The organism is Kosakonia sp. ML.JS2a, assembly GCF_025642095.1.
Taxonomy (GTDB): Bacteria; Pseudomonadota; Gammaproteobacteria; order Enterobacterales; family Enterobacteriaceae.
The window spans coordinates 707,533-733,394 of the sequence record NZ_CP106754.1; the positions used below are offsets into that span (position 1 = coordinate 707,533).

The 25,862-nt window shown below is 55.8% G+C and carries 24 protein-coding genes and 1 riboswitch; of the genes, 16 read left to right on the forward strand and 8 right to left on the reverse strand.

Features of this window, described 5'->3' with window-relative positions; translation table 11 throughout:
• Positions 1-5: 5 nt before the first annotated feature.
• Together glnE and hldE are read left to right on the forward strand one after the other, a co-directional pair.
• Positions 6-2,855: a bifunctional [glutamate--ammonia ligase]-adenylyl-L-tyrosine phosphorylase/[glutamate--ammonia-ligase] adenylyltransferase gene (gene glnE / locus N7922_RS03405; protein ID WP_263099242.1), complete on the forward strand. Its 2,850-nt coding sequence runs from the start codon at positions 6-8 to the stop codon at positions 2,853-2,855.
• Between the two features lie 46 nt (positions 2,856-2,901).
• Positions 2,902-4,332, forward strand: coding sequence for a bifunctional D-glycero-beta-D-manno-heptose-7-phosphate kinase/D-glycero-beta-D-manno-heptose 1-phosphate adenylyltransferase HldE (gene hldE / locus N7922_RS03410; RefSeq protein WP_263099243.1), 1,431 nt, complete (start codon positions 2,902-2,904; stop codon positions 4,330-4,332).
• Between the two features lie 42 nt (positions 4,333-4,374).
• On the opposite strand, the gene ubiK is transcribed toward hldE, so the two are convergent.
• A complete protein-coding gene (gene ubiK, locus N7922_RS03415; protein ID WP_263099244.1) occupies positions 4,375-4,671 on the reverse strand; it encodes a ubiquinone biosynthesis accessory factor UbiK in 297 nt (98 codons plus the stop codon).
• Between the two features lie 122 nt (positions 4,672-4,793).
• A riboswitch (FMN riboswitch) is annotated at positions 4,794-4,943 on the forward strand.
• A 105-nt stretch (positions 4,944-5,048) separates the two neighbouring features.
• On the opposite strand from ubiK, the gene ribB reads away from it, so the two are divergent.
• Entirely contained in the window at positions 5,049-5,702 is a 654-nt protein-coding gene (gene ribB, locus N7922_RS03420; protein WP_263099245.1) for a 3,4-dihydroxy-2-butanone-4-phosphate synthase, read from the forward strand.
• Positions 5,703-5,949: 247 nt separating this feature from the next.
• A complete protein-coding gene (locus tag N7922_RS03425; protein WP_263099246.1) occupies positions 5,950-6,123 on the forward strand; it encodes a hypothetical protein in 174 nt (57 codons plus the stop codon).
• A gap of 35 nt (positions 6,124-6,158) precedes the next feature.
• Here N7922_RS03425 and zupT read toward each other — a convergent pair whose 3' ends face one another.
• Complete coding sequence (gene zupT / locus N7922_RS03430; protein WP_263099247.1) at positions 6,159-6,935, reverse strand: zinc transporter ZupT; 777 nt, start codon at positions 6,933-6,935, stop codon at positions 6,159-6,161.
• 196 nt (positions 6,936-7,131) lie between these two features.
• Here zupT and ygiD point away from each other — a divergent pair, with 196 nt between their 5' ends.
• The 4 genes from ygiD to N7922_RS03450 all read left to right on the forward strand — a co-directional run bounded on the left by ygiD (position 7,132) and on the right by N7922_RS03450 (position 11,112).
• Positions 7,132-7,920: a 4,5-DOPA dioxygenase extradiol gene (gene ygiD / locus N7922_RS03435; protein WP_263099248.1), complete on the forward strand. Its 789-nt coding sequence runs from the start codon at positions 7,132-7,134 to the stop codon at positions 7,918-7,920.
• 321 nt (positions 7,921-8,241) lie between these two features.
• Positions 8,242-9,219: a TRAP transporter substrate-binding protein gene (locus tag N7922_RS03440; RefSeq protein ID WP_263099249.1), complete on the forward strand. Its 978-nt coding sequence runs from the start codon at positions 8,242-8,244 to the stop codon at positions 9,217-9,219.
• A 79-nt stretch (positions 9,220-9,298) separates the two neighbouring features.
• On the forward strand, positions 9,299-9,808 hold the full coding sequence (locus tag N7922_RS03445) for a TRAP transporter small permease (protein ID WP_263099250.1): 510 nt from the start codon (positions 9,299-9,301) through the stop codon (positions 9,806-9,808).
• A 17-nt stretch (positions 9,809-9,825) separates the two neighbouring features.
• Positions 9,826-11,112, forward strand: a complete 1,287-nt coding sequence (locus tag N7922_RS03450; RefSeq protein WP_263099251.1) for a TRAP transporter large permease — start codon at positions 9,826-9,828, stop codon at positions 11,110-11,112.
• Between the two features lie 38 nt (positions 11,113-11,150).
• On the opposite strand, the gene N7922_RS03455 is transcribed toward N7922_RS03450, so the two are convergent.
• The 3 genes from N7922_RS03455 to tolC all read right to left on the reverse strand — a co-directional run bounded on the left by N7922_RS03455 (position 11,151) and on the right by tolC (position 14,575).
• A complete protein-coding gene (locus N7922_RS03455) occupies positions 11,151-12,311 on the reverse strand; it encodes a glutathionylspermidine synthase family protein (RefSeq protein ID WP_263099252.1) in 1,161 nt (386 codons plus the stop codon).
• A 5-nt stretch (positions 12,312-12,316) separates the two neighbouring features.
• On the reverse strand, positions 12,317-12,982 hold the full coding sequence (locus N7922_RS03460) for a DUF1190 family protein (RefSeq protein WP_263099253.1): 666 nt from the start codon (positions 12,980-12,982) through the stop codon (positions 12,317-12,319).
• A 153-nt stretch (positions 12,983-13,135) separates the two neighbouring features.
• The gene (gene tolC / locus N7922_RS03465; RefSeq protein WP_263099254.1) at positions 13,136-14,575 is read right to left on the reverse strand and encodes an outer membrane channel protein TolC; all 1,440 of its coding nucleotides are present in this window, start codon (positions 14,573-14,575) and stop codon (positions 13,136-13,138) included.
• A 205-nt stretch (positions 14,576-14,780) separates the two neighbouring features.
• On the opposite strand from tolC, the gene nudF reads away from it, so the two are divergent.
• Genes nudF through parE form a run of 5 tightly spaced genes read left to right on the forward strand, consistent with a single transcriptional unit; the run spans position 14,781 to position 19,193 of the window.
• Positions 14,781-15,413, forward strand: a complete 633-nt coding sequence (gene nudF / locus N7922_RS03470) for an ADP-ribose diphosphatase (RefSeq protein WP_263099255.1) — start codon at positions 14,781-14,783, stop codon at positions 15,411-15,413.
• The gene (locus tag N7922_RS03475) at positions 15,410-15,832 is read left to right on the forward strand and encodes a DUF1249 family protein (RefSeq protein ID WP_263099256.1); all 423 of its coding nucleotides are present in this window, start codon (positions 15,410-15,412) and stop codon (positions 15,830-15,832) included. Before nudF ends, N7922_RS03475 begins: the two co-directional genes overlap by 4 nt.
• 24 nt (positions 15,833-15,856) lie before the next feature.
• Complete coding sequence (gene cpdA, locus N7922_RS03480; RefSeq protein ID WP_263099257.1) at positions 15,857-16,684, forward strand: 3',5'-cyclic-AMP phosphodiesterase; 828 nt, start codon at positions 15,857-15,859, stop codon at positions 16,682-16,684.
• Complete coding sequence (yqiA, locus tag N7922_RS03485) at positions 16,684-17,259, forward strand: esterase YqiA (RefSeq protein ID WP_263099258.1); 576 nt, start codon at positions 16,684-16,686, stop codon at positions 17,257-17,259. The genes cpdA and yqiA overlap by 1 nt, the downstream gene beginning before the upstream one ends.
• A 41-nt stretch (positions 17,260-17,300) precedes the next feature.
• Positions 17,301-19,193, forward strand: a complete 1,893-nt coding sequence (gene parE, locus N7922_RS03490; RefSeq protein WP_263099259.1) for a DNA topoisomerase IV subunit B — start codon at positions 17,301-17,303, stop codon at positions 19,191-19,193.
• Positions 19,194-19,232: 39 nt separating this feature from the next.
• On the opposite strand, the gene hutG is transcribed toward parE, so the two are convergent.
• The 3 genes from hutG to hutU are packed head-to-tail and all read right to left on the reverse strand — an operon-like array spanning position 19,233 to position 22,962.
• Positions 19,233-20,033 (reverse strand): N-formylglutamate deformylase, encoded by an 801-nt coding sequence (gene hutG / locus N7922_RS03495; protein WP_263099260.1) that lies wholly within the window; start codon positions 20,031-20,033, stop codon positions 19,233-19,235.
• On the reverse strand, positions 20,026-21,234 hold the full coding sequence (gene hutI, locus N7922_RS03500) for an imidazolonepropionase (protein ID WP_263099261.1): 1,209 nt from the start codon (positions 21,232-21,234) through the stop codon (positions 20,026-20,028). The genes hutG and hutI overlap by 8 nt, the downstream gene beginning before the upstream one ends.
• Positions 21,235-21,282: 48 nt before the next feature.
• Positions 21,283-22,962 (reverse strand): urocanate hydratase, encoded by a 1,680-nt coding sequence (gene hutU / locus N7922_RS03505; protein ID WP_263099262.1) that lies wholly within the window; start codon positions 22,960-22,962, stop codon positions 21,283-21,285.
• Positions 22,963-23,438: 476 nt separating this feature from the next.
• On the opposite strand from hutU, the gene N7922_RS03510 reads away from it, so the two are divergent.
• Genes N7922_RS03510 through N7922_RS03520 form a run of 3 tightly spaced genes read left to right on the forward strand, consistent with a single transcriptional unit; the run spans position 23,439 to position 25,861 of the window.
• Positions 23,439-24,536, forward strand: coding sequence for an ABC transporter ATP-binding protein (locus N7922_RS03510; protein WP_263099263.1), 1,098 nt, complete (start codon positions 23,439-23,441; stop codon positions 24,534-24,536).
• The gene (locus tag N7922_RS03515; RefSeq protein WP_263099264.1) at positions 24,533-25,177 is read left to right on the forward strand and encodes an ABC transporter permease; all 645 of its coding nucleotides are present in this window, start codon (positions 24,533-24,535) and stop codon (positions 25,175-25,177) included. The genes N7922_RS03510 and N7922_RS03515 overlap by 4 nt, the downstream gene beginning before the upstream one ends.
• Before the next feature lie 3 nt (positions 25,178-25,180).
• A complete protein-coding gene (locus N7922_RS03520) occupies positions 25,181-25,861 on the forward strand; it encodes an ABC transporter permease (RefSeq protein WP_263099265.1) in 681 nt (226 codons plus the stop codon).
• The last annotated feature ends 1 nt before the right edge of the window (position 25,862 follow it).

The following is a 25,862-nucleotide window of genomic DNA, read 5'->3' on the forward strand; positions in this document are numbered from 1 at the left end:
TTCGGATGCCGCATGCTTCACCGTTATCGCAGCACTGGCAGACGGTACTCTCTCGTCTGCCGGAATCTCTGACCGTGCAGCCACTAAGCGCACAGGCGCAGTCAGTGCTCACTTTTAGTGACTTTGTTCAGGATGCGATCATCGCGCATCCGGCGTGGTTAGCGGAGCTTGAAAGCGCGCCGCCGCAGGCTGACGAGTGGCAGCACTATGCCTCCATGCTACAAAGCGCGTTGCAGGACGTTGCGGATGAAGCATCGCTGATGCGGGCATTGCGGCAGTTTCGCCGCCGCGTGATGGTGCGTATTGCCTGGGCGCAGGCGCTACGACTGACGGCGGAAGAAGATATCCTTCAGCAGTTGAGTGTACTGGCGGAAACGCTGATTGTTGCGGCGCGGGACTGGCTCTACGATGCCTGCTGCCGCGAGTGGGGCACGCCGTGCAATACGCAGGGCGTTGCGCAGCCGATGCTGGTGCTGGGGATGGGAAAACTCGGCGGCGGCGAGCTGAACTTCTCGTCCGATATTGATTTGATTTTTGCCTGGCCGGAAAACGGCTCAACCCGCGGCGGCAGGCGGGAACTGGATAATGCGCAGTTTTTCACGCGTCTCGGCCAGCGGCTGATTAAAGTGCTCGATCAACCCACGCAGGATGGTTTTGTCTACCGCGTGGATATGCGCCTGCGCCCCTTTGGCGACAGCGGCCCGCTGGTGCTCAGCTTTGCTGCGCTGGAGGATTATTACCAGGAGCAGGGGCGCGACTGGGAGCGCTACGCCATGGTCAAAGCGCGGATCATGGGGGATAACGACGGCGATCATGCCAGAGAGTTGCGGGCGATGCTGCGGCCCTTTGTCTTCCGCCGTTATATCGATTTTAGCGTCATTCAGTCTCTGCGTAACATGAAGGGCATGATCGCCCGTGAAGTGCGTCGTCGTGGTTTGAAAGACAATATCAAGCTGGGCGCTGGCGGCATTCGCGAAATCGAATTTATCGTCCAGGTGTTTCAGTTGATCCGCGGGGGTCGCGAACCGGCGTTGCAATCCCGTTCGTTGCTACCGACGCTGGCGGCAATCGATCAGTTGCGCTTGTTGCCGGAGGGTGAAGCCACCACACTGCGGGAAGCCTATCTCTGGCTACGCAGGCTGGAAAACCTGCTGCAAAGCATTAATGACGAGCAGACGCAGACCCTGCCGGGTGATGAGCTGAATCGCGCGCGCCTCGCCTGGGGAATGGGCGTTACCGACTGGGAAACGCTCAGCAACACGCTGGAAACCCATATGGCGGCGGTACGACGCATTTTTAATGCGCTGATTGGCGATGATGAAACGGACTCGCCGGAAGATACCCTGTCTGAACACTGGCGCGAACTGTGGCAGGACGCGCTGCAGGAAGATGACACCACACCTGCGCTGACGCACCTCTCCGATGACGATCGTCATCGCGTGCTGGCGTTGATTGCCGATTTTCGCAAAGAACTCGATAAACGTACTATTGGGCCGCGTGGTCGCCAGGTTCTCGACCATTTGATGCCGCACTTGCTCAGCGATGTGTGCTCGCGTGATGATGCCCCGGTGCCGTTGTCGCGCCTGACGCCGCTGCTGACCGGCATTATTACCCGAACGACCTATCTTGAGCTGTTGAGCGAATTCCCCGGTGCGCTGAAGCATCTGATTTCGCTGTGCGCGGCATCGCCGATGGTCGCCAGCCAGCTTGCGCGTTATCCGATCCTGTTGGATGAACTGCTCGATCCCAACACGCTGTATCAGCCCACGGCAATGACTGCTTACCGCGATGAGCTGCGGCAATATTTGTTGCGCGTGCCGGAAGACGACGAAGAGCAACAGCTCGAAGCTGTGCGCCAGTTTAAACAAGCCCAGTTATTGCGCGTGGCGGCGGCGGACATTGCCGGAACCCTGCCAGTGATGAAGGTCAGCGATCATCTGACCTGGCTGGCGGAAGCGATTATCGATGCGGTGGTGCAGCAGGCGTGGGGGCAAATGGTGGCGCGCTTTGGCCAGCCGACGCACCTGCGCGAGCGTGAAGGGCGCGGTTTTGCCGTGGTGGGTTACGGTAAACTGGGTGGCTGGGAACTGGGGTACAGCTCCGATCTCGATCTGGTGTTCTTACATGATTGCCCACCGGATGCCATGACCGATGGTGAGCGTGAAATCGATGGTCGTCAGTTTTATCTGCGTCTTGCTCAGCGCGTCATGCACCTGTTCAGCACCCGCACATCGTCCGGCATCCTTTACGAAGTTGACGCCCGTCTGCGCCCATCCGGCGCGGCAGGCATGCTGGTGACGACGACGGAATCGTTCGCGGATTACCAGAAAAATGAAGCCTGGACGTGGGAGCATCAGGCACTGGCGCGCGCGCGCGTGGTCTACGGCGATCCGCAACTGACTGCCGATTTTGACGCCATTCGTCGCGATATTCTGATGACCCCGCGTGATGGAGAGACGTTGCAAACCGACGTGCGCGAAATGCGCGAGAAGATGCGTGCGCATCTCGGCAACAAACATAAAGATCGCTTCGACCTGAAAGCCGATGAAGGCGGCATTACGGATATCGAATTTATCGCGCAATATCTGGTGCTGCGATACGCGCATGACAAACCGAAGCTGACGCGCTGGTCGGATAATGTGCGCATCCTCGAGGGACTTGCGCAAAACGGCATTATGGATGAGCAGGAAGCGCTGGCGCTGACGCACGCGTACACCACGCTGCGTGATGAACTGCACCATCTTGCGTTGCAGGAGCTACCGGGAAATGTGGCGCTTTCTTGCTTTGCCGCCGAACGCGCCCTGATCAAAGCGAGCTGGGAGAAGTGGCTGGTGGAACCGTGCGCCCGCGCGTAAGTGTGGTATTATCGCGCGCAAATTTTGTATCTCTCAGGAGACAGGAATGAAAGTAACGCTGCCAGAGTTTGAGCAAGCCGGTGTCATGGTAGTGGGTGATGTGATGTTGGATCGCTACTGGTACGGCCCAACCAGCCGCATTTCTCCGGAAGCCCCGGTGCCAGTGGTGAAGGTCGATACGATTGAAGAGCGCCCGGGCGGGGCGGCAAACGTGGCGATGAACATCGCATCGCTGGGCGCCAGTGCGCGTCTGGTCGGGCTGACCGGTATTGACGATGCGGCGCGTGCACTGAGTAAGGCGCTGGCAGACGTTAACGTTAAATGCGACTTTGTTTCTGTTCCGACGCATCCGACGATCACCAAGCTGCGCGTGCTTTCCCGCAACCAGCAACTGATCCGTCTGGATTTTGAAGAAGGTTTTGAGGGCGTTGATCCGCAGCCGATGCACGATCGCATTAGCCAGGCGCTGGGCAACATTGGCGCGCTGGTGCTGTCTGATTACGCCAAAGGCGCGCTGGTCAGCGTCCGGCAGATGATTACGCTGGCGCGCAACGCGGGCGTACCGGTGCTTATCGATCCGAAAGGTACTGATTTCGAACGCTATCGCGGGGCAACGCTGCTGACACCGAACTTGTCCGAGTTCGAAGCCGTCGCGGGTAAATGCAAAAGCGAAGCGGAGATCGTTGAGCGTGGCATGAAAGTGATCGCCGACTATGATCTGTCGGCGCTGCTGGTGACCCGTTCCGAGCAGGGCATGACATTGCTGCAACCGGGGAAAGCGCCGCTGCATATGCCAACCCAGGCGCAGGAAGTGTATGACGTGACCGGTGCGGGCGATACGGTCATCGGCGTTCTGGCGGCAACGCTGGCATCAGGCAATTCTCTGGAAGAGGCCTGCTACTTCGCGAACGCGGCGGCGGGTGTGGTGGTCGGTAAACTCGGCACCTCAACCGTGACGCCGATTGAGCTGGAGAACGCCGTGCGTGGTCGTGCGGAAACCGGTTTTGGCGTGATGACGGAAGCCGAGCTGAAAGAGGCCGTTGCGGCAGCGCGTAAGCGCGGTGAGAAAGTGGTGATGACCAATGGCGTTTTCGACATCCTGCACGCCGGGCACGTCTCCTATCTGGCGAATGCGCGGAAACTTGGCGATCGTTTGATTGTTGCGGTGAATAGCGACGCGTCCACCCGACGCCTGAAAGGCGATACCCGCCCGGTGAACCCGCTGGAACAGCGCATGATTGTGTTAAGCGCGCTGGAAGCGGTGGATTGGGTGGTTTCGTTTGAAGAAGATACGCCGCAGCGTCTGATTGCCGGGATCCTGCCGGATCTGCTGGTAAAAGGCGGTGACTACAAGCCGGAGCAAATTGCCGGCAGCGAAGAGGTTTGGGCCAACGGCGGCGAAGTGCTGGTGCTCAACTTTGAAGACGGTTGCTCAACCACCAATATCATCAAAAAAATCCAGAAGCAGGGCGATTAAACCCTGCAATCGCGCTCTTTGCCTGGCAAAGAGCGCTTCGTATTACGCGTGATCGTCAACCGGCGGAATAGCCGGCGCCGGTTTCACTTCGGTGTTTTTTCCCTGATTCTCCAGTTCGCTAAGACGCTGCTCCAGCAGGGCCAGCTTCTCACGCGTGCGCAGCAGCACCTGCGTTTGCACATCAAACTCTTCACGGCTTACCAGATCGAGGCGGGTTAACTGCGCCTGTAGCGTCTGACGGATTTTTTTCTCAACGTCTTCCCCGAGCTCACGGATCCCTTTTGGCATGGATTCGTGAACCTGGCGCGCAATCTGTTCAATTTTTTTGGGGTCAATCATTTTGGGTTCCCTGCTCGGATGGGCTCATGCAGTCATTGTAGTGTGATAACCCCAGGTGATAAACCAGAATTGTTTGAAGGTTATGCATTGCCGAAGGTAATCAATGGCGTTATAGTTATTCCGCTTATTCTCAGGGCGGGGCGAAATTCCCCACCGGCGGTAAATCAGCGCATGCTGAAAGCCCGCGAGCGCTTCAGGTTAACGCCTGAAGGTCAGCAGATCCGGTGTAATTCCGGGGCCGACGGTTAAAGTCCGGATGGGAGAGAGTAACGATTCTGCCGGGCATGATGCCCGCTCGCGTTATTTTTTTGCCGCTTTGCGACACTCCTAAGACTGCCCTGATTCTGGTAACCATAACTTTATTGAGGTCTTTTACCATGAATCAGACGCTGCTTTCTTCTTTTGGCACGCCTTTCCAACGTATTGAAAACGCTCTCGCCGCACTGCGCGAAGGCCGTGGTGTGATGGTGCTCGATGACGAGGACCGTGAAAACGAAGGCGATATGATTTTCGCCGCCGAAACCATGACCGTTGAGCAGATGGCGCTGACTATTCGTCACGGTAGCGGGATTGTTTGTTTGTGCCTGACTGACGAACGCCGTAAACAACTCGATCTGCCAATGATGGTCGAGAACAACACCAGCGCCTACGGCACCGGTTTTACCGTCACTATCGAAGCCGCTCACGGCGTCACCACCGGTGTTTCCGCTGCTGACCGTGTTACTACCGTTCGCGCGGCGATTGCCGATGGTGCTAAACCGTCCGACCTGAACCGTCCTGGTCACGTTTTCCCGCTGCGTGCGCAGCCGGGTGGTGTTCTGACCCGCGGCGGTCATACTGAAGCCACTATCGATTTAGTCACGCTGGCTGGTTTTAAACCTGCGGGTGTGCTGTGTGAATTAACCAATGACGATGGCTCTATGGCGCGTGCGCCGGAGTGCATCGAGTTTGCTAAGCAACACAATATGGCAGTTGTGACCATTGAAGACCTGGTGGCCTACCGCCAGGAGCATGAGCGCAAAGCCAGCTAATCGTTGCCGTTAACGATAAAGATAAAAAATCCGAAGTCGCTGGCTTCGGATTTTTTTTGCCTGTCCTGTATCAAACTTTGTTGCACTTCTCATACTCACACGTTGAAATCTTATGCCTCTACTTATAAAGTGGTAACGATTTTACTTGCGGTGAATAATGGGTTTGAATTTATCTAATCCATTAAATTAAAAAGATTTTTAATGATTCTGCGTCGTATTTTTTGCCAAATATATTCATGGAGTCGCGATGTTTATTTCCTGGTATTGGCTACTGCTTATTGTCCTGGTCATCGTTGTGTATATTCATGCGCTTAAACGCAACAATAAAGCCTGTCGTCACGACCGCGAGGCGCTGTACAAGGCTTATCAGCGTGTGCTTGATGAGTTGAAGAAAATCAGCGGCACCAGGCAGGGCGAGTAGCAGCGCTACCCGTCCACGACGGTCAGGCGGTCGGTTTAACCGCCAATTCCCATCGCCTGCAGGGCGACCAGACTTAATCCCATCACCGACATACCGCACAGTACGCCATAGCTCGGGTTGTTATTCGGGTCTATTTCTTTTGCCAGCGGCATAAGTTCATCTACCGAAAGCGCAACCATAATCCCCGCCACGGCGGCCATGATCGCAGCCATCACCACCGGCGACACCAGGCTACCGAGGATCAACCACGCCAGCACGCCGCCGATAATTTCCGCCAGGCCTGAAATCCCGGCCCAGAAGATGGCGGTACGTTTGGAACCTGTGGCGGCATAGACCGGGCCGGCAACCGCAAGTCCTTCAGGAATATTGTGTAATGCCACCGCAAAAGCGATGCCGAGCCCCAACTCCAGATCGTTGCTGGCGGTCACGTAAGTGGCGATCCCTTCAGGAAAGTTATGCAGGCTGATACCGAGCGTTAGCAGAATGGCGGTACGGCGGATGCCACGCGGGAAACTGTGTTGTGTCCCCTGCATTAAGTCCTGCGGATGTGCATGAGGCAGCATGCGATCCAGCGCAAAGTAGCCCAGCAATCCGACAACAAACATGCCATAGCCCAGCATTGGCGACATATGTTCTGTTGCCAGCGCGGCGGGAAGCATCTCCATCAGCGAGATGAGCAGCATAATTCCGGCGGCAAAGCCCAGTGAAAACGCCAGTACACGGTTTGAGGGCTTCTGGCCTAACACGCCGAGGATCGCGCCAATAAAGGTGGCGGCACCTGCCAGTAAGGTCAGGATCAGGGGCGCTGACATGCATAACTCCTTTATGATAATGATTCTCATTAATGTATGTTTTCATGCTGCGAAAAGCGAGGCGGGCGCGCCATCTTTACGCATTCCTTACATTCAAAATTACTGAAGATCTTCATCATGGTTATCAGAGTTCTTCGTCTACTGAAAAGGCGTAATGTAGTGCCATCAAATTGTCACACTCTGTAAGGATATCACCATGTCAGCACCACGTATGCCAGCGCTGTTTTTGGGCCACGGTAGCCCAATGAATGTTCTGGAAGATAACATTTATACCCGCGCCTGGGGGCAACTGGGCGAAACACTGCCGCGCCCGAAAGCGATTGTGGTGGTATCCGCACACTGGTTTACGCGCGGCACGGGCGTGACGGCGATGGAAGCACCGAAAACGATCCATGATTTTGGCGGTTTCCCGCAGGCGCTGTATGACACGCATTATCCTGCGCCGGGTTCACCGGAGTTAGCGCAGCATTTGGTTGACCTGCTGGCGCCAGTACCGGTGGTACTCGACAAAGAAGCCTGGGGTTTCGACCACGGTTCATGGGGTGTGTTGATTAAAATGTACCCCCATGCGGATATCCCGATGGTGCAACTGAGCGTGGACAGCACCAAACCCGCGGCATGGCATCTTGAGATGGGCCGTAAACTGGCGACGTTGCGTGACGAGGGCATTATGCTGGTTGCCAGCGGTAACGTTGTGCACAACCTGCGAACGGCGCGCTGGCATGGTGAGAACACGCCATACCCGTGGGCGACGTCGTTCAATGATTTTGTGAAAGATAACCTGACCTGGCAGGGACCCGCTGAGCAACATCCGCTGGTCAATTACCTTGACCATGAAGGTGGTTCGTTATCGAACCCGACGCCGGACCACTTCCTGCCGCTGTTGTATGTGCTTGGCGCGTGGGACGGTAAAGAGCCGGTGTCGATCCCGGTCGATGGCATCGAGATGGGTTCCCTCAGTATGCTTTCCGTTCAGGTCGGTTAACCGAATGGCGCGTAATGCGCCATTTTTGTTTTTGCTTTCGTCCCGAAAGTAGAGAAATACGAGCCGGATCTCAAAAAATGGCCGCTGAAATGCCGTTTTTTTGAAAATAAAAAGAGATTCACTGCAAAAATGAAACGCTGTGCTGAATTTAGCCATTTTTTGTGAACAGCATCGTCGCAATAACCCCGCCGAGTGACTACTCTTCAGAGTGTCTACTGTCTCAGACATACCCATAACAACGCTTACCGTAATACCACGAACGCTTTGTTCGCGGTCGACCTTTTTTTCTAAAAAAATCAGACCCTCTGGAGACACGGAAATATGAACTCAGCAAAAACCTTACTGAAAGTCTGTATTAGTTCCGCTCTGTTGTTTATCTCCCACGCCTCTTTAGCTCAGACCTTCCGCGCAGCGGACGTTCATCCTGCTGACTATCCCAATGTTGTTGCTGTTAAGCATATGGGCGAGAAGTTAAGTGCGGCGACAAACGGACGTCTGGATATTAAAACGTTTCCTGGCGGTGTATTAGGTGACGAAAAACAGGTGATTGAACAGGCGCAGATTGGCGCGATTGATATTATTCGCGTATCGATGACGCCGGTGGCAGCAATATTACCCGAGATTAATGTCTTTACGCTGCCCTATATTTTCCGCGATGAAGATCATATGCATAAAGTGCTCGACGGGATGATTGGCCAGGAAATTGGTGGCCGCTTGTCTGACAGCAGTAAATCCCGATTGATCTTTCTTGGCTGGATGGATGCCGGTACACGTAATTTAATCACCAAAGCACCGGTAAACAAAGCTGAGGATCTGAAAGGCATGAAGATCCGCGTTCAGGGCAGTCCAATCGCACTCGACACGCTGAAGGCGATGGGGGCGAACTCCGTGGCGATGGGGGTGAGCGAAGTGTTTAGCGGCATGCAGACCGGGGTGATCGACGGCACGGAAAACAACCCGCCGACTTTTGTTGCGCATAACTATCTTCCGGTTGTCAAAAATTACACCTGGAGCAAACACTTTATTATTCCGGAGCTGTTTTTATTCTCTAAACCGAAATGGGATAAGTTGAAAAAAGAGGATCAGGAATTAATCCTCAAACTGGCGAAAGAAGCCCAGGTTGAACAACGGGAATTGTGGAAAGCTTACAATGAAAAATCGCTGGAGGCGATGAAAGCCGGAGGTGTTCAATTCCACGACATCGATACCGCCGTCTTTTATAAAGCCACGCAGCCGGTTCGCGATAAATACGGCAAAGAACACCAGGATTTAATTACCCGTATTCAGGAAGTGCAATAGCGTTTAACGGGCAGGGGCGACCTTGCCCGAATAACGTGTTTCCGTATTGCTGTTTTCAACCTTCACCGGGGAAACTGTTATGGGTGAACGCTATTCGTTATTGATGGATATTCTTTACCGGATTTCAATGTGGGTTGCCGGGCTGGCGCTGTTAATTATGGTCGCCATTATTCCTGTGGGGATTTTTGCCCGCTATGTCATGAACAGTGCGTTGTCCTGGCCGGAACCGGTGGCCATTATCTGCATGGTGACATTTACCTTTGTCGGTGCAGCCGTGAGTTACCGTGCGGGTTCGCATATCGCTGTCAGCATGGTAACGGACCGCCTGAGCGAACCTGCGCGCAAAGCCTGCTTCATTGCGGCGGATCTGATGCTGTTGGCTATCAGCCTGTTTATTCTCTGGTATAGCAGCGCGTTGTGCGCGGAGTTGTGGGAACAGCCGGTGGCGGAATTCCCGCTGTTCACCGCCGGTGAGAGCTACCTGCCGCTTCCTGTCGGTTCGGCTATCACCCTCCTGTTTATTATCGAGAAGATGCTTTTTGGCGCGCAGTACCACCGCCCGGTGGTGATGCTGGGTTCTTCGAGCTGATCCGGTAAGGAAAGTCTATGGATGCATTTATTCTTGTCTTTACGTTAGCCATTATGCTGGCGGTGGGCGTTCCGGTGGCATACGCCGTTGGGATCAGCGCGGTGCTGGGGGCGTGGTATATCGATATTCCGCTGGAAGCGGTGATGATCCAGCTCACCAATGGCGTCAATAAATTCTCACTGCTGGCGATCCCGTTCTTTATTCTGGCGGGGGCGATTATGGCCGAAGGCGGTATTGCCCGTCGGCTGGTGAATTTTGCTTATATCTTTGTTGGTTTTATTCGCGGCGGCCTGTCGCTGGTGAATATCGTGGCCTCGACATTTTTTGGCGCCATTTCCGGATCGTCGGTGGCGGATACCGCCTCAATTGGTTCGGTGATGATCCCGGAGATGGACAAAAAAGGCTACCCGCGCGATTTTGCCGCCGCGGTGACCGCCAGCGGATCGGTGCAGGCTATTTTAACGCCGCCCAGCCACAACTCGGTGATCTACTCACTGGCAACGGGCGGCACGGTCTCTATTGCCGCGCTCTTTATTGCCGGGATCCTGCCCGGATTACTGCTGAGCTTTACCCTGATGGTAATGTGCGTGGCCTTTGCGCACAAACGTGGTTACCCGAAAGGAGAACGCGTGCCGTTTCGCCAGGCGTTAAAGATCTTTGCGGATACGCTCTGGGGTCTGATGACGGTAGTGATCATCATGGGCGGGATCCTGTCCGGGATCTTTACCGCCACGGAATCAGCGGCGATCGCCTGCTTATGGGCGTTTTTCGTCACCATGTTTATCTACCGTGACTACAAATGGTCAGAACTGCCGAAGCTGATGTACCGCACGGTAAAGACGGTGACCATTGTGATGATCCTGATCGGGTTTGCCGCCGCGTTTGGCGCCGTGATGACCTACATGCAACTGCCTGGGCGGATCACGGAAGCTTTTACCAGCATCTCCGATAACAAGTATGTGATCCTGATGTGCATTAACATCATGCTGTTGCTGCTGGGGACATTGATGGATATGGCGCCGCTGATCCTTATCCTCACGCCGGTACTCTTGCCGGTGACTAACGCGCTGGGCGTTGATCCGGTGCACTTCGGCATGATCATGTTGGTTAACCTGGGTATCGGGTTGATTACGCCGCCGGTTGGATCGGTACTGTTTGTGGCAAGCGCGGTAAGTAAACAGAAGATCGAACAGGTGGTAAGAGCCATGCTGCCGTTCTATGCAGTTCTGTTTATTGTGCTGATGCTGGTGACCTATATTCCGGCGATCTCACTGTTTCTGCCGACGCTGTTTGGTGTGATGTAAGGGAATAAAAAACCCGGCGCGGATGGCCGGGTTTTCGCTTATTCAACAAAGATATGGGGATAAAAGCGCGACAGATCCTGGGTGATCAGCGCACGGTCTTCGCGGATGCCAATCCCGGCAGGCTGATCGTTGATAAGCCAGCTGCCAATCAGGGTATAGCTGTCGCCAAATTTCGGCAGCGGGCAGAACTGCTGCACAATCATACCCTCTTCGCCGTACGGCCCTTCAACGGATTCCAGCGTTTTGCCATTCTCAATGATCGACACATTTGCGCCTTCGCGGGAGAAAATTGGCTTAACGACGTATTTTTCCATTTCCGGGTGCGGATCTTCAGCGAAATACGCGGGCAACAGATTCGGATGATCCGGGAACATTTCCCATAACATCGGCAGCAGCGCTTTATTGGAAATAATGCTCTTCCATGCCGGTTCCAGCCAGCGTACACCCGCGTCTTCCAGCTTGGTGGAGAAGACTTCACGCAGCATAAATTCCCACGGATAGAGCTTGAACAGATTGCCGATAACCTGATCCTGCAGATCGCTGAACTGGCCTTTTTCCCCAAGACCAATATCCTCGATATAGAGAAAATCCGTTGCCAGCTCCGCTTCCGCTGCGCAATCCTGCAAATATTGCACCGTACCGCGATCTTCAACGGTATCGCGGCAGCAGGCGAAATGCAGCAACTGGAAACCGTGCTGCTCACGCAGCTCGGCAAAACGCGCAATCAGCTTTTCTTGCAGGCTGTTAAATTGATCGCTGCCTTCCGGCAACTGCCCGGCATTGAGCTGGTCTTCCAGCCAGATCCACTGAAAGAAGGCGGCTTCGTACAGTGACGTTGGCGTATCGGCGTTATTCTCCAATAGCTTTGGTTCACCTACGCCATCCCAGGCTAAATCGAGACGAGAATAAAGCGATGGCTGCTGCGTCGCCCATGACTGACGCACAAAACCCCAGGTGTGTTTCGGAATGCGGAACTTCGCCATCAGCGCATCGCTGGCAACGACCTTTTCCACCACTTTCAGGCACATCTGGTGCAGCTCCGCGGTCACGTCTTCCAGCTTCTCGACCTGGGCAAGCGTCAGCCTGTAATACGCGTCTTCACACCAGTAGGGTTCGCCGTACATAGTATGAAAATTGAAACCGTATTCGGTGGCTTTTTCGCGCCAGTCCGGGCGCTCGGTAATGGCGACTCTTTCCATGACGATCAACCGCCCATTGAGCGGGTTGGCGTGCCGCTAACGCGACGCTGCATGGTGTTCTGTTTCGCCACCGATTCGCCAAAACCGCCGCGTGTCACGGTGGTGGTGGCCGGTTTCGGTGCCATCGCGGTTTTCGGTACGGTCATGGTGCGGCCCGGCTGTGCTGCGCCGTAGCCTTTACCGGAGGCGTCGGTGTACTGACCGTAGGCCGGGCTTGCCGGGTTGCGCGAACTGAACAGCGGCTGCTGAGCAAACCCTGCGCCACCGCCCATCAGACGCCCCATCATATAACCCGCCATCAGCGGCATCCAGAAGCTGCCGCTGGACTGCGCTTGTGCCTGGTTTTCCGGCGCGGTGCCTGCCTGTACCGGCGTTTGCTGGCATTGCCCTTCACCAAATTCGGCGACGCAATCTTCACGCGTGGCGTATTTCGGCGCGGTGCGTTCCGCTTCTTTCAGTGCATTATTGTAGGCCGTGGTGCACTCGGCACTTTTACCCGGATTCGCCGACGAGCAATCATCGGCATTTTGGTACAGAGAAACCGTTTCGTCGCTTTTCTCACAGCCCGCCAGCATAAATACGGCGGTAACTGCCAGCGCAACAGGTGTTAGATGACGCGCACCCCAGCTTTTGCGGAACGTCGCATGTTGAATGTTTTTTGTCCGTTTCATTTTTATCTTCCTGTGGACCCCAAAGGCATAAACAGACGATCAGGATAGAGGATGAGGGGGGGAAGTGAAAGCAAGGAGGGGAGGCCTTTACGTTGCCTTACGTAAAAACGGGGGCTGTGCGCCCCCGTTGTGGAAAAGCGAAGAAAACAGCGATTAACGCTTAGTGCTGGTGCGTACGGCGGCGGGTTGTGCGTTGCCGTTAAAGTTATCAACGGCGGCGGCCTGCTCCGCGTTTTCCGGCGCAACGCTTTCCGGTGAAGTGGAAATGGATTTACCCAACGCGTTGTTCAGCGCAACCAGATCCTGCTCGTTCAACGAACCCAGCGCAGACTTAATGTTAAGCTGGTTGATCAGGTAGTTATAACGCGCGCTGGAAAGCTGCTGTTTGGCGTTATACAGCGTGGTGGTCGCATCCAGCACATCCACAATGGTGCGCGTACCGACAGAGTAACCGGCTTCCATCGCATCCAGAGAACTCTGGGCGGACACCACTGCTTGTTTGTAAGCGTTGATGCTGCTGATGGAGGCATTCACGTTGTTAAACGAGGAACGCACGGTCTGCACAACGGTACGATGCGTGCTTTCCAGTTGCTCACTGGAGCCCACAAAGTTGTATTGCGCCTGTTTCACCTGCGAGTTCACCTGACCGCCCTGATACAGCGGCAGGGAGAAGCTCAGGCCGACTTTGTTCTGGCCTGCGTCATTATCGTTATACTGCGTGCTGTTATTGGTTTTTGAGCCACTGTAAGAGGTATTCGACACGCCGGTTGAGGCGGTTAAATCCAGCGTCGGCAGATGGCCGTCCTGCGCCTGGCGGATTTGCTCACGCGCCAGATCCTGATTCAGACGCGCCTGCAACAGCGACAGGTTGCGGCTTTCTGCTTCTTTCAGCAGGGCGTTAACCGGCTGCGGTTTTTCCGTTTTGAAATTATCGATGTTCAGCGACGCCAGCTCCGGGTACTCATTGCCGGTCACCTGACGCAGCGATTCAATCGCGTTATCGAGGCTATTACGGGCAGTCACTTCGTTAGCCAGTACGGTATCGTACTGTGAACGGGCGTTTTGCACGTCGGTGATCGCCACCAGGCCAACGTTGAAACGCTGGGTGGTTTGATCCAACTGACGGTAGATCGACTGTTTCTGCGCTTCAGTGTAGGAAAGCGTATCAATGGCGCTCAACACGTTAAAATAAGCGGTAGCCGTGTTCAGGATCAGCGTTTGTTGATCGGTCTGCCAGGTGACATCCTGAATACCCGCTGTTTTTTCCTGCAAGGTCAGCGCGCGCCATTTCGACATATCGAAAATGGTTTGCGTTAACTGGAGAGAGGCGCTGGTGACGTTTGAGTTCACACCCTTGCTGTCACGGTAGCCATTGTTGTAAGTGTAATCTGCACCCAAACCGAGCTGCGGCAGTAACGGGCTGCGCGCTTCGTTGATCTTTTCAAACGCCGCATCGCGATCGGCTGCGGATTTACGGAGATCGGGGTTGCTTAAACGCGCCTGCTGGTAAACCTGCAGCAGGTTTTCTGCCTGGCTCATGGCGCTGAAACCGGTCAAACTCAGGCCGATAAGGAGGGGGAGCAATTTCTTCATTTGCATTCCTTGTTGTGAAGCAGTACTAGCGCTGGTCTAAATTGGAAAAATATTCGCCGATTCTACCAGAGATTGGTGGCGCTAAAGCTTGGCGTAACGTGCCATTGGCGGAAATTTGCCCCAATCTATCACATAGCGCTTGAAACGTTCGCTAAACAGGCTTGAAATCCACAGTTTGATCATTATTTTTCATGAGATACCGCCAATGAGTAAGTCAATATCATCTGCAGTGACTTTCACAAAAAACGATGTAGAAATTATTGCACGGGAAACGCTGTATAGCGGTTTTTTTTCGCTGGAATTGTACCGTTTTCGCCACCGCTTATTTAATGGCGGAATGAGCGGTGAAGTGCGTCGTGAAATTTTTGAACGCGGCCACGCCGCAGTCTTGCTACCCTTTGACCCAGTGCGTGACGAAGTGGTGCTGATTGAACAGATCCGCATTGCCGCGATAGATACCAGTGAAAGCCCGTGGTTGCTGGAGATGATCGCCGGAATGATTGAAGAAGGCGAAACCGATGAAGAGGTCGCGCGCCGGGAAGCAATAGAAGAAGCGGGTCTGCACGTTGGCCGCGTGAAAAAAGTATTGAGTTATCTGGCAAGCCCTGGCGGCACCAGCGAGCGCTCATCTGTATTGGTTGGCGAAGTGGACGCCACGCAGGCCGAAGGGATCCATGGCCTGGTGGATGAAAACGAAGATATTCGTGTTCAGGTGGTGAGCCGGGAACAGGCTTACCAGTGGGTAGAAGAGGGGAAAATCGACAACGCAGCGTCTGTCATCGCCTTGCAATGGCTGCAACTGCATCATGAGAGCTTAAAAAACGAGTGGAAAAAATGAAGCGTTACACACCTGACTTTCCTGAAATGATGCGCCTGTGCGAGACCAATTTCGCCCAGTTGCGCCGCCTGTTGCCGCGTAATGATGCGGCGGGCGAAGCGGTAAGCTATCAGGTGACCAACGCACAGTACCGGTTAACGATAGTCGAATCCACCCGCTACACTACGCTGGTGGAAATTGAACAGACTGCGCCTGCCGTGAGCTACTGGAGCCTGCCTTCAATGACGGTGCGCCTCTACCACGACGCCATGGTGGCTGAAGTGTGTTCGAGCCAGCAGATCTTTCGTTTTAAAGCGCGTTATGATTATCCGAATAAAAAGTTGCATCAACGCGACGAAAAGCATCAAATTAATCAGTTTCTGGCCGACTGGCTACGTTACTGTTTAGCACATGGAGCAATGGCGATTCCGGTTTGTTAGCGTAGTGAAACCTAAGGACACCATTTGGAAAGCCTGTTAAACCTTTCTCTGGCTGGTGAGGCCAGGGTCAGGATATTACAAATTACTGACTCTCACCTGTTTGCCGAAAAGCATGAAACGCTGTTAGGGGTGAATACCTGGGAGAGCTACCAGGCGGTACTGGACGCGATTAAAGCTCAGCAGCGCGGATGCGATCTTATCGTCGCCACCGGCGACCTGGCGCAGGATCATACCGCTGCGGCTTATCAGCACTTTGCTGAAGGCATCGCAAGCTTTAACGCGCCCTGCGTCTGGCTGCCGGGCAACCATGATTTTCAACCTGCTATGTACAGCGCGCTGCAAGACGCGGGGATCTCGCCGGCGAAACGTGTTTTCGTTGGTGATAGCTGGCAAATCCTGCTGCTCGACAGCCAGGTGTTCGGCGTCCCGCACGGTGAGCTAAGTGAGTTCCAACTTGACTGGCTTGAGCAAAAGCTTGCCGCCAGTCCGGATCGGCACACCTTGCTGCTACTGCATCATCATCCGCTGCCGTCTGGCTGTAGCTGGCTCGATCAGCACAGCCTGCGCAATGCCGCTGAGCTTAACAATGTGTTGCAGCATTTCCCGAAAGTACGGCATCTGCTGTGCGGGCATATTCATCAGGAGCTGGATCTCGACTGGAATGGCCGCCGCATGCTGGCGACGCCGTCAACCTGCGTTCAGTTCAAGCCGCACTGCGCCAATTTCACGCTGGATACCATCGCGCCAGGCTGGCGCTGGCTGGACCTGCACGCCGACGGCACCCTGCACACGGAAGTTTGCCGCTTACAAAGCACGAAATTCAGCCCGGACACGGCGTCGGAAGGGTACTGATGTCTACGCTTCTCTATTTGCATGGCTTTAACAGCTCGCCGCGTTCCGCCAAGGCGACGCAACTTTCGCAGTGGCTGGCGCAACACCACCCGGAGATCGACGTCATAGTGCCGCAATTGCCGCCTTACCCTGCGGCGGCGGCGGAACTGGTTGAATCACTGGTAATGGCGCAGGGCGGTAAACAGCTTGGCATTGTAGGCTCGTCGCTGGGCGGCTATTTTGCGACCTGGCTTTCGCAGTGTTTTATGTTACCGGCGGTGGTGGTCAATCCGGCGGTGCGGCCCTTTGAATTGCTGGCGGATTTCCTCGGCAATAACGAGAACCCCTACACGGGGCAACAATATGTGCTAGAGTCTCGCCATATTTACGAGCTCAAAGTGATGCAAGTTGACCCGCTCGAAGCGCCGGACCTTATCTGGCTGCTGCAACAAACCGGGGACGAAGTGCTGGATTACCGCCAGGCTGTGGCATATTACGACGCATGCCGCCAGACTGTGGAAGAGGGCGGAAACCATGCCTTTGTAGGCTTTGAGAATCATTTCACACAGATTATCGAGTTCCTTGGGCTGTGTTGAGCTAACCAGGAAACGATGCGGTCACTATCTACGAACAAACCATGACGCAATCCTATAACGCTGATGCCATAGAGGTACTCACCGGGCTTGAGCCGGTTCGCCGCCGTCCGGGGATGTACACCGATACCACGCGCCCCAACCATCTGGGGCAGGAAGTTATTGATAACAGCGTGGATGAAGCGCTGGCGGGCCACGCGAAACGCGTGGACGTGATCCTGCATGCGGATCAGTCGCTGGAAGTTATCGACGACGGGCGCGGCATGCCGGTAGATATCCACCCGGAAGAGGGTGTCCCGGCCGTTGAACTGATCCTCTGCCGTCTGCATGCGGGCGGTAAATTCTCCAATAAAAACTACCAGTTCTCCGGTGGTCTGCACGGCGTCGGGATTTCGGTGGTGAACGCCCTGTCCCGCCGCGTGGAAGTGACCGTCAGGCGTGATGGGCAGGTCTATAGCATCGCCTTTGAAAACGGCGAAAAAGTGCAGGATTTGCAGGTCATCGGCACCTGCGGCAAACGCAATACCGGCACCAGCGTCCACTTCTGGCCGGATGAATCTTTCTTCGATAGCCCACGTTTCTCCGTCTCCCGCCTGACGCATTTGCTGAAGGCCAAAGCGGTGCTGTGCCCGGGCGTGGAAATCACCTTCAAAGATGAAGTGAACAACGCCGAGCAGCGCTGGTGTTACCAGGATGGTCTCAACGACTACCTGTGCGAGGCGGTTAACGGCCTGCCGACGCTGCCGGAAAAACCCTTTATTGGCACTTTCTCCGCTGAGACAGAAGCGGTGGACTGGGCGCTGCTGTGGCTGCCGGAAGGCGGCGAACTGCTGACGGAAAGCTACGTTAACCTGATCCCGACCATGCAGGGCGGCACGCACGTTAACGGTCTGCGTCAGGGGTTACTGGACGCCATGCGCGAGTTCTGCGAATACCGCAATATTCTGCCGCGCGGTGTGAAGCTCTCCGCTGAAGATATCTGGGATCGCTGCGCGTATGTGCTGTCGGTAAAAATGCAGGATCCGCAGTTCGCCGGGCAGACCAAAGAGCGTTTATCGTCCCGTCAGTGCGCCGCATTTGTTTCCGGCGTGGTGAAGGACGCGTTCAGCCTGTGGCTGAACCAGAATATCCAGCTGGCGGAACTGCTGGCGGAAATGGCGATCTCCAGCGCGCAGCGCCGTATGCGCGCCGCCAAAAAAGTGGTGCGTAAGAAACTGACCAGCGGTCCGGCGTTACCGGGCAAGCTGGCAGACTGCACCGCGCAGGATTTGAGCCGTACTGAGCTGTTCCTGGTGGAAGGGGACTCCGCAGGCGGATCCGCCAAACAGGCGCGCGATCGCGAATATCAGGCGATCATGCCGCTGAAAGGGAAGATCCTGAACACCTGGGAAGTCTCTTCCGACGAAGTCCTTGCCTCTCAGGAAGTCCACGATATTTCGGTGGCGATCGGCATCGATCCGGACAGCGACGATCTCAGCCAACTGCGCTACGGCAAGATCTGTATCCTCGCGGATGCGGACTCCGACGGTTTACACATTGCCACGCTGCTGTGCGCGCTGTTTGTCAAACACTTCCGCGCGCTGGTGAAAAACGGTCACGTTCATGTGGCGCTGCCGCCGCTGTACCGTATCGATCTCGGCAAAGAGGTCTATTACGCGCTGACGGAAGAAGAGAAAACCGGCGTGCTGGAGCAGTTAAAACGCAAGAAGGGCAAACCGAACGTGCAGCGCTTTAAAGGGCTGGGCGAAATGAACCCGATGCAGTTGCGTGAAACGACGCTCGATCCGAATACCCGCCGCCTGGTGCAGCTTATTATCAGTGATGAAGATGAGCAGCAAACCAACGCGACCATGGATATGCTGCTGGCCAAAAAGCGTTCGGAAGACAGGCGCAACTGGCTGCAGGAAAAAGGCGATATGGCCGATATCGAAGCCTGATGCACAAAAAAAAGGGATGCGCACAGCATCCCTTTTTTCTTAGCGGCGCAGATGCCGCTCGCCCCACTCCAGCGCGGTGTTGATCAGCGCGCTCAGTAGCTCCCGGAACCGCTCGCTCTTCTCTTCTGACCAGGTAAATTGCTCTTCATCCATGTAGCAACATTGCGCAACCTCAAGCTGCACCGCATGAATGTGCTGCTGCGGGTCACCATAGTGGCGGGTGATATAACCGCCTTTAAAGCGGCCATTTAGCACCTTCGTATAGTGCGGAAACGCCTCACAGCGCGCCAGCAATGCGGCACTCAGATCCGGCGCACAGCTTGCGCCATCGGCAGTCCCAAAATTGAGATCCGGCAGCTTACCGTCGAACAGGCGCGGCACCACCGACTTGATCGAATGAGCATCCCACAACAAGGCATAACCGAAGGTGTCGCGCAGCCTTGTCAGCTCCTGCATCAGCGCCTGATGATAAGGCTGCCACAGGTGCTGCAAAATCGCGGCTTTCATCGCCTCATCCGGCGCTTGTCCGGCATCGAACAACGGTTCGCCGTCAAAGAACGTGGCCGGGAACAGGCCGGTGGTGGCAGTGCTGTACAGGGGTTTATCGTCGGCCGGGCGGTTTAAATCCACCACATAGCGGGAGTAGTTTGCGCTCAGTACGCTCGCGCCCAGCGCGCGAATGGGCTGATAAAGCCGCGGAATGTGCCAGTCAGTATCTTCCAGCCGCTGCGCACGAGGCGTCAGCGCGGCGGCGATCTCCGGCGTCAGTTGCGTGCCGGGGTGCGGCATACTCACCAGCAACGGCAGCGTACCCTGATGTAATTCGAACCCGTTAGTCATGCCAGACTTCCTCCCCCTTGTAGATCACCCGTTTGGATAACGTGCCGCCCAGCCAGTAGCTCAGTTCCGCCGGATGTTCGACGTCCCACGCCACAAAACTGGCCTCTTTGCCTGCCTGCAACGTACCGCAATGCGCACCGATGCCTAACGCGCGGGCAGCATGGCAGGTCACCCCCGCCAGCGCCTCTTCCGGCGTCAGGCGGAACAGGGTGCAGGCCATGTTCATCATCAGTCGCAGGGATAACACCGGAGACGTGCCGGGGTTCAGGTCGCTGGAAATGGCCATCGGCACCCGGTACTGACGCAGCAGCGCCACAGGCGGCTGTTGCTGCTCGCGTAAAAAGTAGAACGCGCCCGGCAGCAGTACCGCCGTGGTGCCGTGTTGCGCCATCAGCGCAATATCCTCTTCGCACAGGTATTCCAGATGATCGGCCGAAAGGGCGTTATAGCGGGCTGCCAGCCCTGCGCCATGCAGCAACGAAAGTTGCTCCGCATGCAGTTTCACCGGTAAGCCCAATTGTTGCGCCTTGCGGAACACGCGCTCCACCTGTTCGGGGGAGAAAGCCAGATGTTCGCAAAATGCGTCTACCGCATCCACCAGTCCTTCTGCGTGCAAATCGGGTAACCAGCGCTGGCAGATGTCGTCGATGTACTCATCAGCACGGTGCGTGTACTCCGCCGGCAACGCATGCGCGGCAAGACAGGTGCTGAAAAGGGTCAACGGCATCTCGTTAGCCAGCATACGGATCACCTGCAACATTTTGCGCTCATCGGCAAAACTGAGGCCGTAACCGGACTTGATCTCCAGCGCCGTGACGCCGTCTTTGCGCAGTGCGTCGATGCGTTTGCGGGCGCTGTCCAGCAGTTGCTGTTGATCGGCGTGACGGGTGGCATTGACGGTGCTGATAATGCCGCCGCCCGCTGCCGCAATCTCCGCATAGCTCGCCCCGTTGAGCCGCATCTCAAACTCCTGGCTGCGATTGCCGCCAAACACGCTATGGCTGTGGCAATCAATCAGTCCAGGCGTAACCAGATGTCCGTGCAGATCCACGTCATTATCCACCGATCCTTCCGGCTGCGTTCCCTCTTTGCCCAGCCATACAATCTGCGGGCCATCGGTCAGCATGGCTGCCCCGGTTATCAGGTTATATTGCCCGTCCACCATGGTGGCAATCTGACAATGGCGCCATAAAGTACGCATAAGCGTTCTCCCGTGATGATAGTGCGCGGTGGTTACCGCGCCTTTAAATCATGACCCAGAAATCATCGGTAGGTTGAGACCGTGCTCGTTGGCGCAGGCAATGGCCGAATCGTAGCCCGCATCCGCATGGCGCATCACGCCTGTCGCCGGATCGTTATGCAGCACGCGGGCAATACGCTCTGCGGCTTCATCCGTGCCGTCGCATACCACCACCATTCCGGAATGTTGGGAAAAGCCCATACCCACCCCGCCGCCGTGGTGCAAAGAGACCCAGGTCGCGCCGCTGGCGGTATTCAGCAATGCATTCAGCAGCGGCCAGTCGGAAACGGCATCAGAGCCATCTTTCATCGACTCCGTTTCCCGGTTAGGGCTGGCGACGGAACCTGAATCGAGGTGGTCGCGGCCAATGACAATCGGCGCGGAAACTTCGCCGCGTCTGACCATTTCGTTAAATGCCAGCCCCAGCTTCGCGCGCTGCCCCAGACCGACCCAGCAGATACGCGCCGGCAAGCCCTGGAAACTGATGCGCTCTTTTGCCATATCCAGCCAGCGGTGCAGGTGCGCATCGTCGGGAATCAGTGCTTTCACCTTTTCATCGGTACGATAGATATCTTGCGGATCGCCGGACAGCGCCGCCCAACGGAACGGGCCGATCCCCCGGCAAAACAGCGGGCGAATATAGGCGGGCACAAAACCAGGAAAGTCGAACGCGTTGCTGACGCCCATCTCTTTCGCCATCTGGCGGATGTTATTGCCATAATCAAACGTGGGAATGCCCTGCTGCTGGAAGGCGAGCATTGCTTTCACATGCTCTGCCATAGAGGCTTTTGCCGCCTGAATCACCTGTGCAGGCTCTGTCTTCGCGCGTTCGCGGTAGGTTTCCCACTGCCAGCCGATGGGCAGATAGCCGTTCAGCGGATCGTGGGCGCTGGTTTGATCGGTGACGAGGCCCGGGCGCACACCACGTTTAACCAGCTCTGGCAATATCTCTGCTGCGTTGCCGTGCAGCGCAACGGAAACCGCTTTGCCCTCGCGGGTATAGCGATGAATACGCGCCAGCGCATCATCCAGATCGCTTGCCTGCTCGTCCACATAGCCGGTGCGCAGACGGAAATCGATACGCGACTGCTGGCACTCAATGTTCAGTGAACAGGCGCCAGCCAGCGTGGCTGCCAGCGGCTGCGCGCCGCCCATGCCGCCCAGTCCCGCGGTCAGTACCCAACGCCCGCTCAGTGAACCGTTATAGTGCTGGCGACCCGCTTCCACGAAGGTTTCGTAGGTGCCCTGCACGATCCCCTGACTGCCAATATAGATCCAGGATCCGGCGGTCATCTGCCCGTACATCGCCAGCCCTTTGGCATCCAGTTCATTAAAGTGTTCCCAGTTCGCCCAATGGGGAACAAGGTTGGAGTTGGCGATCAGCACCCGGGGAGCATTCGTATGGGTTTTAAACACGCCCACCGGTTTGCCGGACTGCACCAGCAGCGTTTCATCGTCGTTGAGCTGTTTCAGCGCCTCAACCATTTTATCGAAGCACTCCCAGTTGCGCGCCGCACGACCAATTCCCCCGTAGACCACCAGTTCTTTGGGATTTTCCGCGACGTCAGGATCCAGATTATTCATCAGCATGCGCAGCGGGGCTTCCGTCAGCCAGCTTTTTGCATTCAATGTTGTGCCGCGCGGCGCCCTGATTTCAACATCACGATAACGGGAAAATTCACTACTCATGCGGTTTACCTTCTCTGTTGGCTAGCGGAATAAATGCTCGCTGAAATGGCGATATCATTTTGCAGTATCTTGTATATACATGATAAGCACATACGGTGCCACTTTGATCATTTTATTTATTTTCGAGTAAAAACAGCCTGTTAAAAACGTGCTTTTTATTGGTGTGCGTTTATCAGCCTGATTTGTTGCTGTTTTCCTGCACCGTTATTGTGCGTGACGAGGAGATTTGTGAGCAATTCAGGTGCAAGAAAAGCGAACCGGGTGCTGATGGCAACGCAGGTGAATAGACCTTTTTCCACGGACTCTGAACGCTTTTGTTGATTTAACCTTATGTTTTTATGCTTTTTTATTTGAATGCGTGATTGTTGCAATGACGTTATGGCACATGGCTTGCAAGTTGTACATACAAGGATATACATACGGCCTGTTACCCGGCCCTGTTCTTTGGCGGCACATGATGACCATAAGGCGTAGCGATGATTACTTTCAATAATGTGACCAAGCATTATGACGACGGCACCGTCGTGGTGGATGGCCTGAACCTGGTTGCGCCGGGAGGGAAAATTACCGTACTGGTGGGGCCGTCCGGCTGCGGAAAAACCACTTCATTACGGATGATCAACCGGCTGGTGGAACCCTCTTCCGGCACCATTTTGCTGAACGGTGAATCCACCGCGCAAATGGATGTGGTGCAACTGCGTCGACGCATTGGTTACGTCATCCAGAATGCCGGGCTGTTTCCGCATAAAACCATCCTCGATAACATCGCCACCACCGCCATCCTTAACGGTGCGACCAAAAGCAAAGCCAGAGCCAGAGCGGGGGAGCTGCTGGAGGTGGTCGGGCTGGCGTCGCAACTGGCAAAACGTTACCCGTGGCAGCTCTCCGGCGGGCAACAACAGCGCGTTGGCGTGGCCCGTGCGCTGGCCGCCGACCCGGAATTTATGCTGATGGATGAACCCTTCAGCGCGGTTGACCCGGTGGTGCGCGAACAGTTGCAGGAGGAGTTTCTGCGCATTCAGAAGGCGGTAAGCAAGACCATTATTATGGTCACGCACGACATTGATGAAGCGATGAAGCTGGGGGACTGCGTGGCGGTTTTGAAACCCGGCGGCAAGCTGGCGCAACTGGCTACGCCCGGGGAATTGCTGAATGCGCCGCAAAGCGAATTTGTGGCGGACTTTATTGGCCGCGATCGCGGCTATCGCAAACTCAGTTTTCACGCTTCCGGGTCACTGCCTGCGCTTCAGGCGGAACCTGCCATTGAAATGGGCGCATCCCTTTCACAAGCGTGCGGCGTCAGCGCGCAACGCTGGTTATTGGTCACGCAGCAGGGCAAAGCCTGTGGCTGGTTCGACACTCACCAGCAGGTAGAGATTATTGCCCCGGAAAACATCAACCTGGGCGCTACCTTTTCGCCACAGGGCGGCACGCTGCGTCAGTTGCTGGACTCGGCGTTAAGCTCTCCCTGTCATCGCGCTGTGGTGGTTGACGAACAGCACCGACCGGTGGGATCGCTGTCGCTAGAAAAGGTGCTGGATGCCTGCAAGTCGCTGACGCAGGAGGCGCTATGAGGTTTGACTGGCTGTGGGCGCAGAGCGACCGAATCCTCTCACTGCTGTTGTGGCACTGCTACTTGTCGATTACACCAATCATGATAGGGCTGTTACTGGCCGTTCCGGTTGGCTGGGCGGTGCACAGTCTGCCGGGCGTCAAAGCGGTGATCCTCAATCTGTTTGGCCTGCTGTACACCATTCCGTCGTTGGCGCTGTTTGTGCTGTTGCCGCCATTGCTGAATACGCAAATCCTCGATCCGCTCAACGTGGTGGTGGCGCTGACCATTTACAGCTTTGCGCTGCTGGTCAGGACGGTGTGCGACGGGCTGGATTCGGTCTCCACTGAGACCCGGCAGTCTGCTTATGCGCTGGGCTACACACCGCTGCAACAGTTCCTGCAAATCGATCTGCCGCTTGCCGTGCCGGTGATTGGCGCGGGTCTGCGCGTCGCGGTGGTGTCCAACGTCAGTATTGTCTCCGTGGCGGCGCTGATTGGCGCGCCGCAGTTGGGGTCGCTGTTTACGCAGGGTTTTCAGTTGCAGTTTCTCACGCCGATTATCGCCGGTATTGCGCTGTGTATCGTGCTGGCTCTGGTGCTTGATGCGCTGGTCGTGGCGACAACCCGCGTCTTGAGCCGCTGGCAACCTAAAAGGGGATGAGCAATGTCTGAATGGTTTTTCGAGCCCAGCCACTGGTACGGCGATGATGGCATTGCGCCTCTGCTGTTACAGCATGTGGGCTATAGCGCAGCGGCGCTGGCATTTGCGATCGCCATTGCTTTCCCGGTGGGTTGCTATACCGGGCATACCGGCAAAGGAGAAGCGCTGTTAATTGGCACGACGAACGCACTGCGTTCGCTGCCCTCGTTTGGTCTGATCATTTTGCTGGTGATCCTGCTGGCAGGCTATTTCGAATCGGATATGGCCTTTGTACTGCCTTGCATCATTGTGCTGGTGGTTCTGGCGTTGCCTCCGGTGGCGCTTGGCGTGCATGCGGGTATTCGCTCGGTGGATCCGGGCGTGCACGATGCAGCGAAAGGCATTGGCCTGACCCCGTTGCAGGTGCTGATGCAGGTGGAGTTACCCTGCGCTGCGCCGCTGATCCTCTCCGGTATTCGCAGCGCGGCGCTGCAAATCGTCTCTACCGCGACCATCGCGGCGTATGTGTCGCTTGGCGGCCTCGGGCGGCTGATTATCGATGGTAGAGCGGCGAATGACTTCGCCCAAATGACCGCCGGCGCGATCCTCGTCGCGCTGCTGGCACTGATGATTGATCTCTTATTTTCGCTCGCCGGGAAAGTGATGGTGTCACCAGGCATCTCCCGGCGTACCCACAACCAGTAGT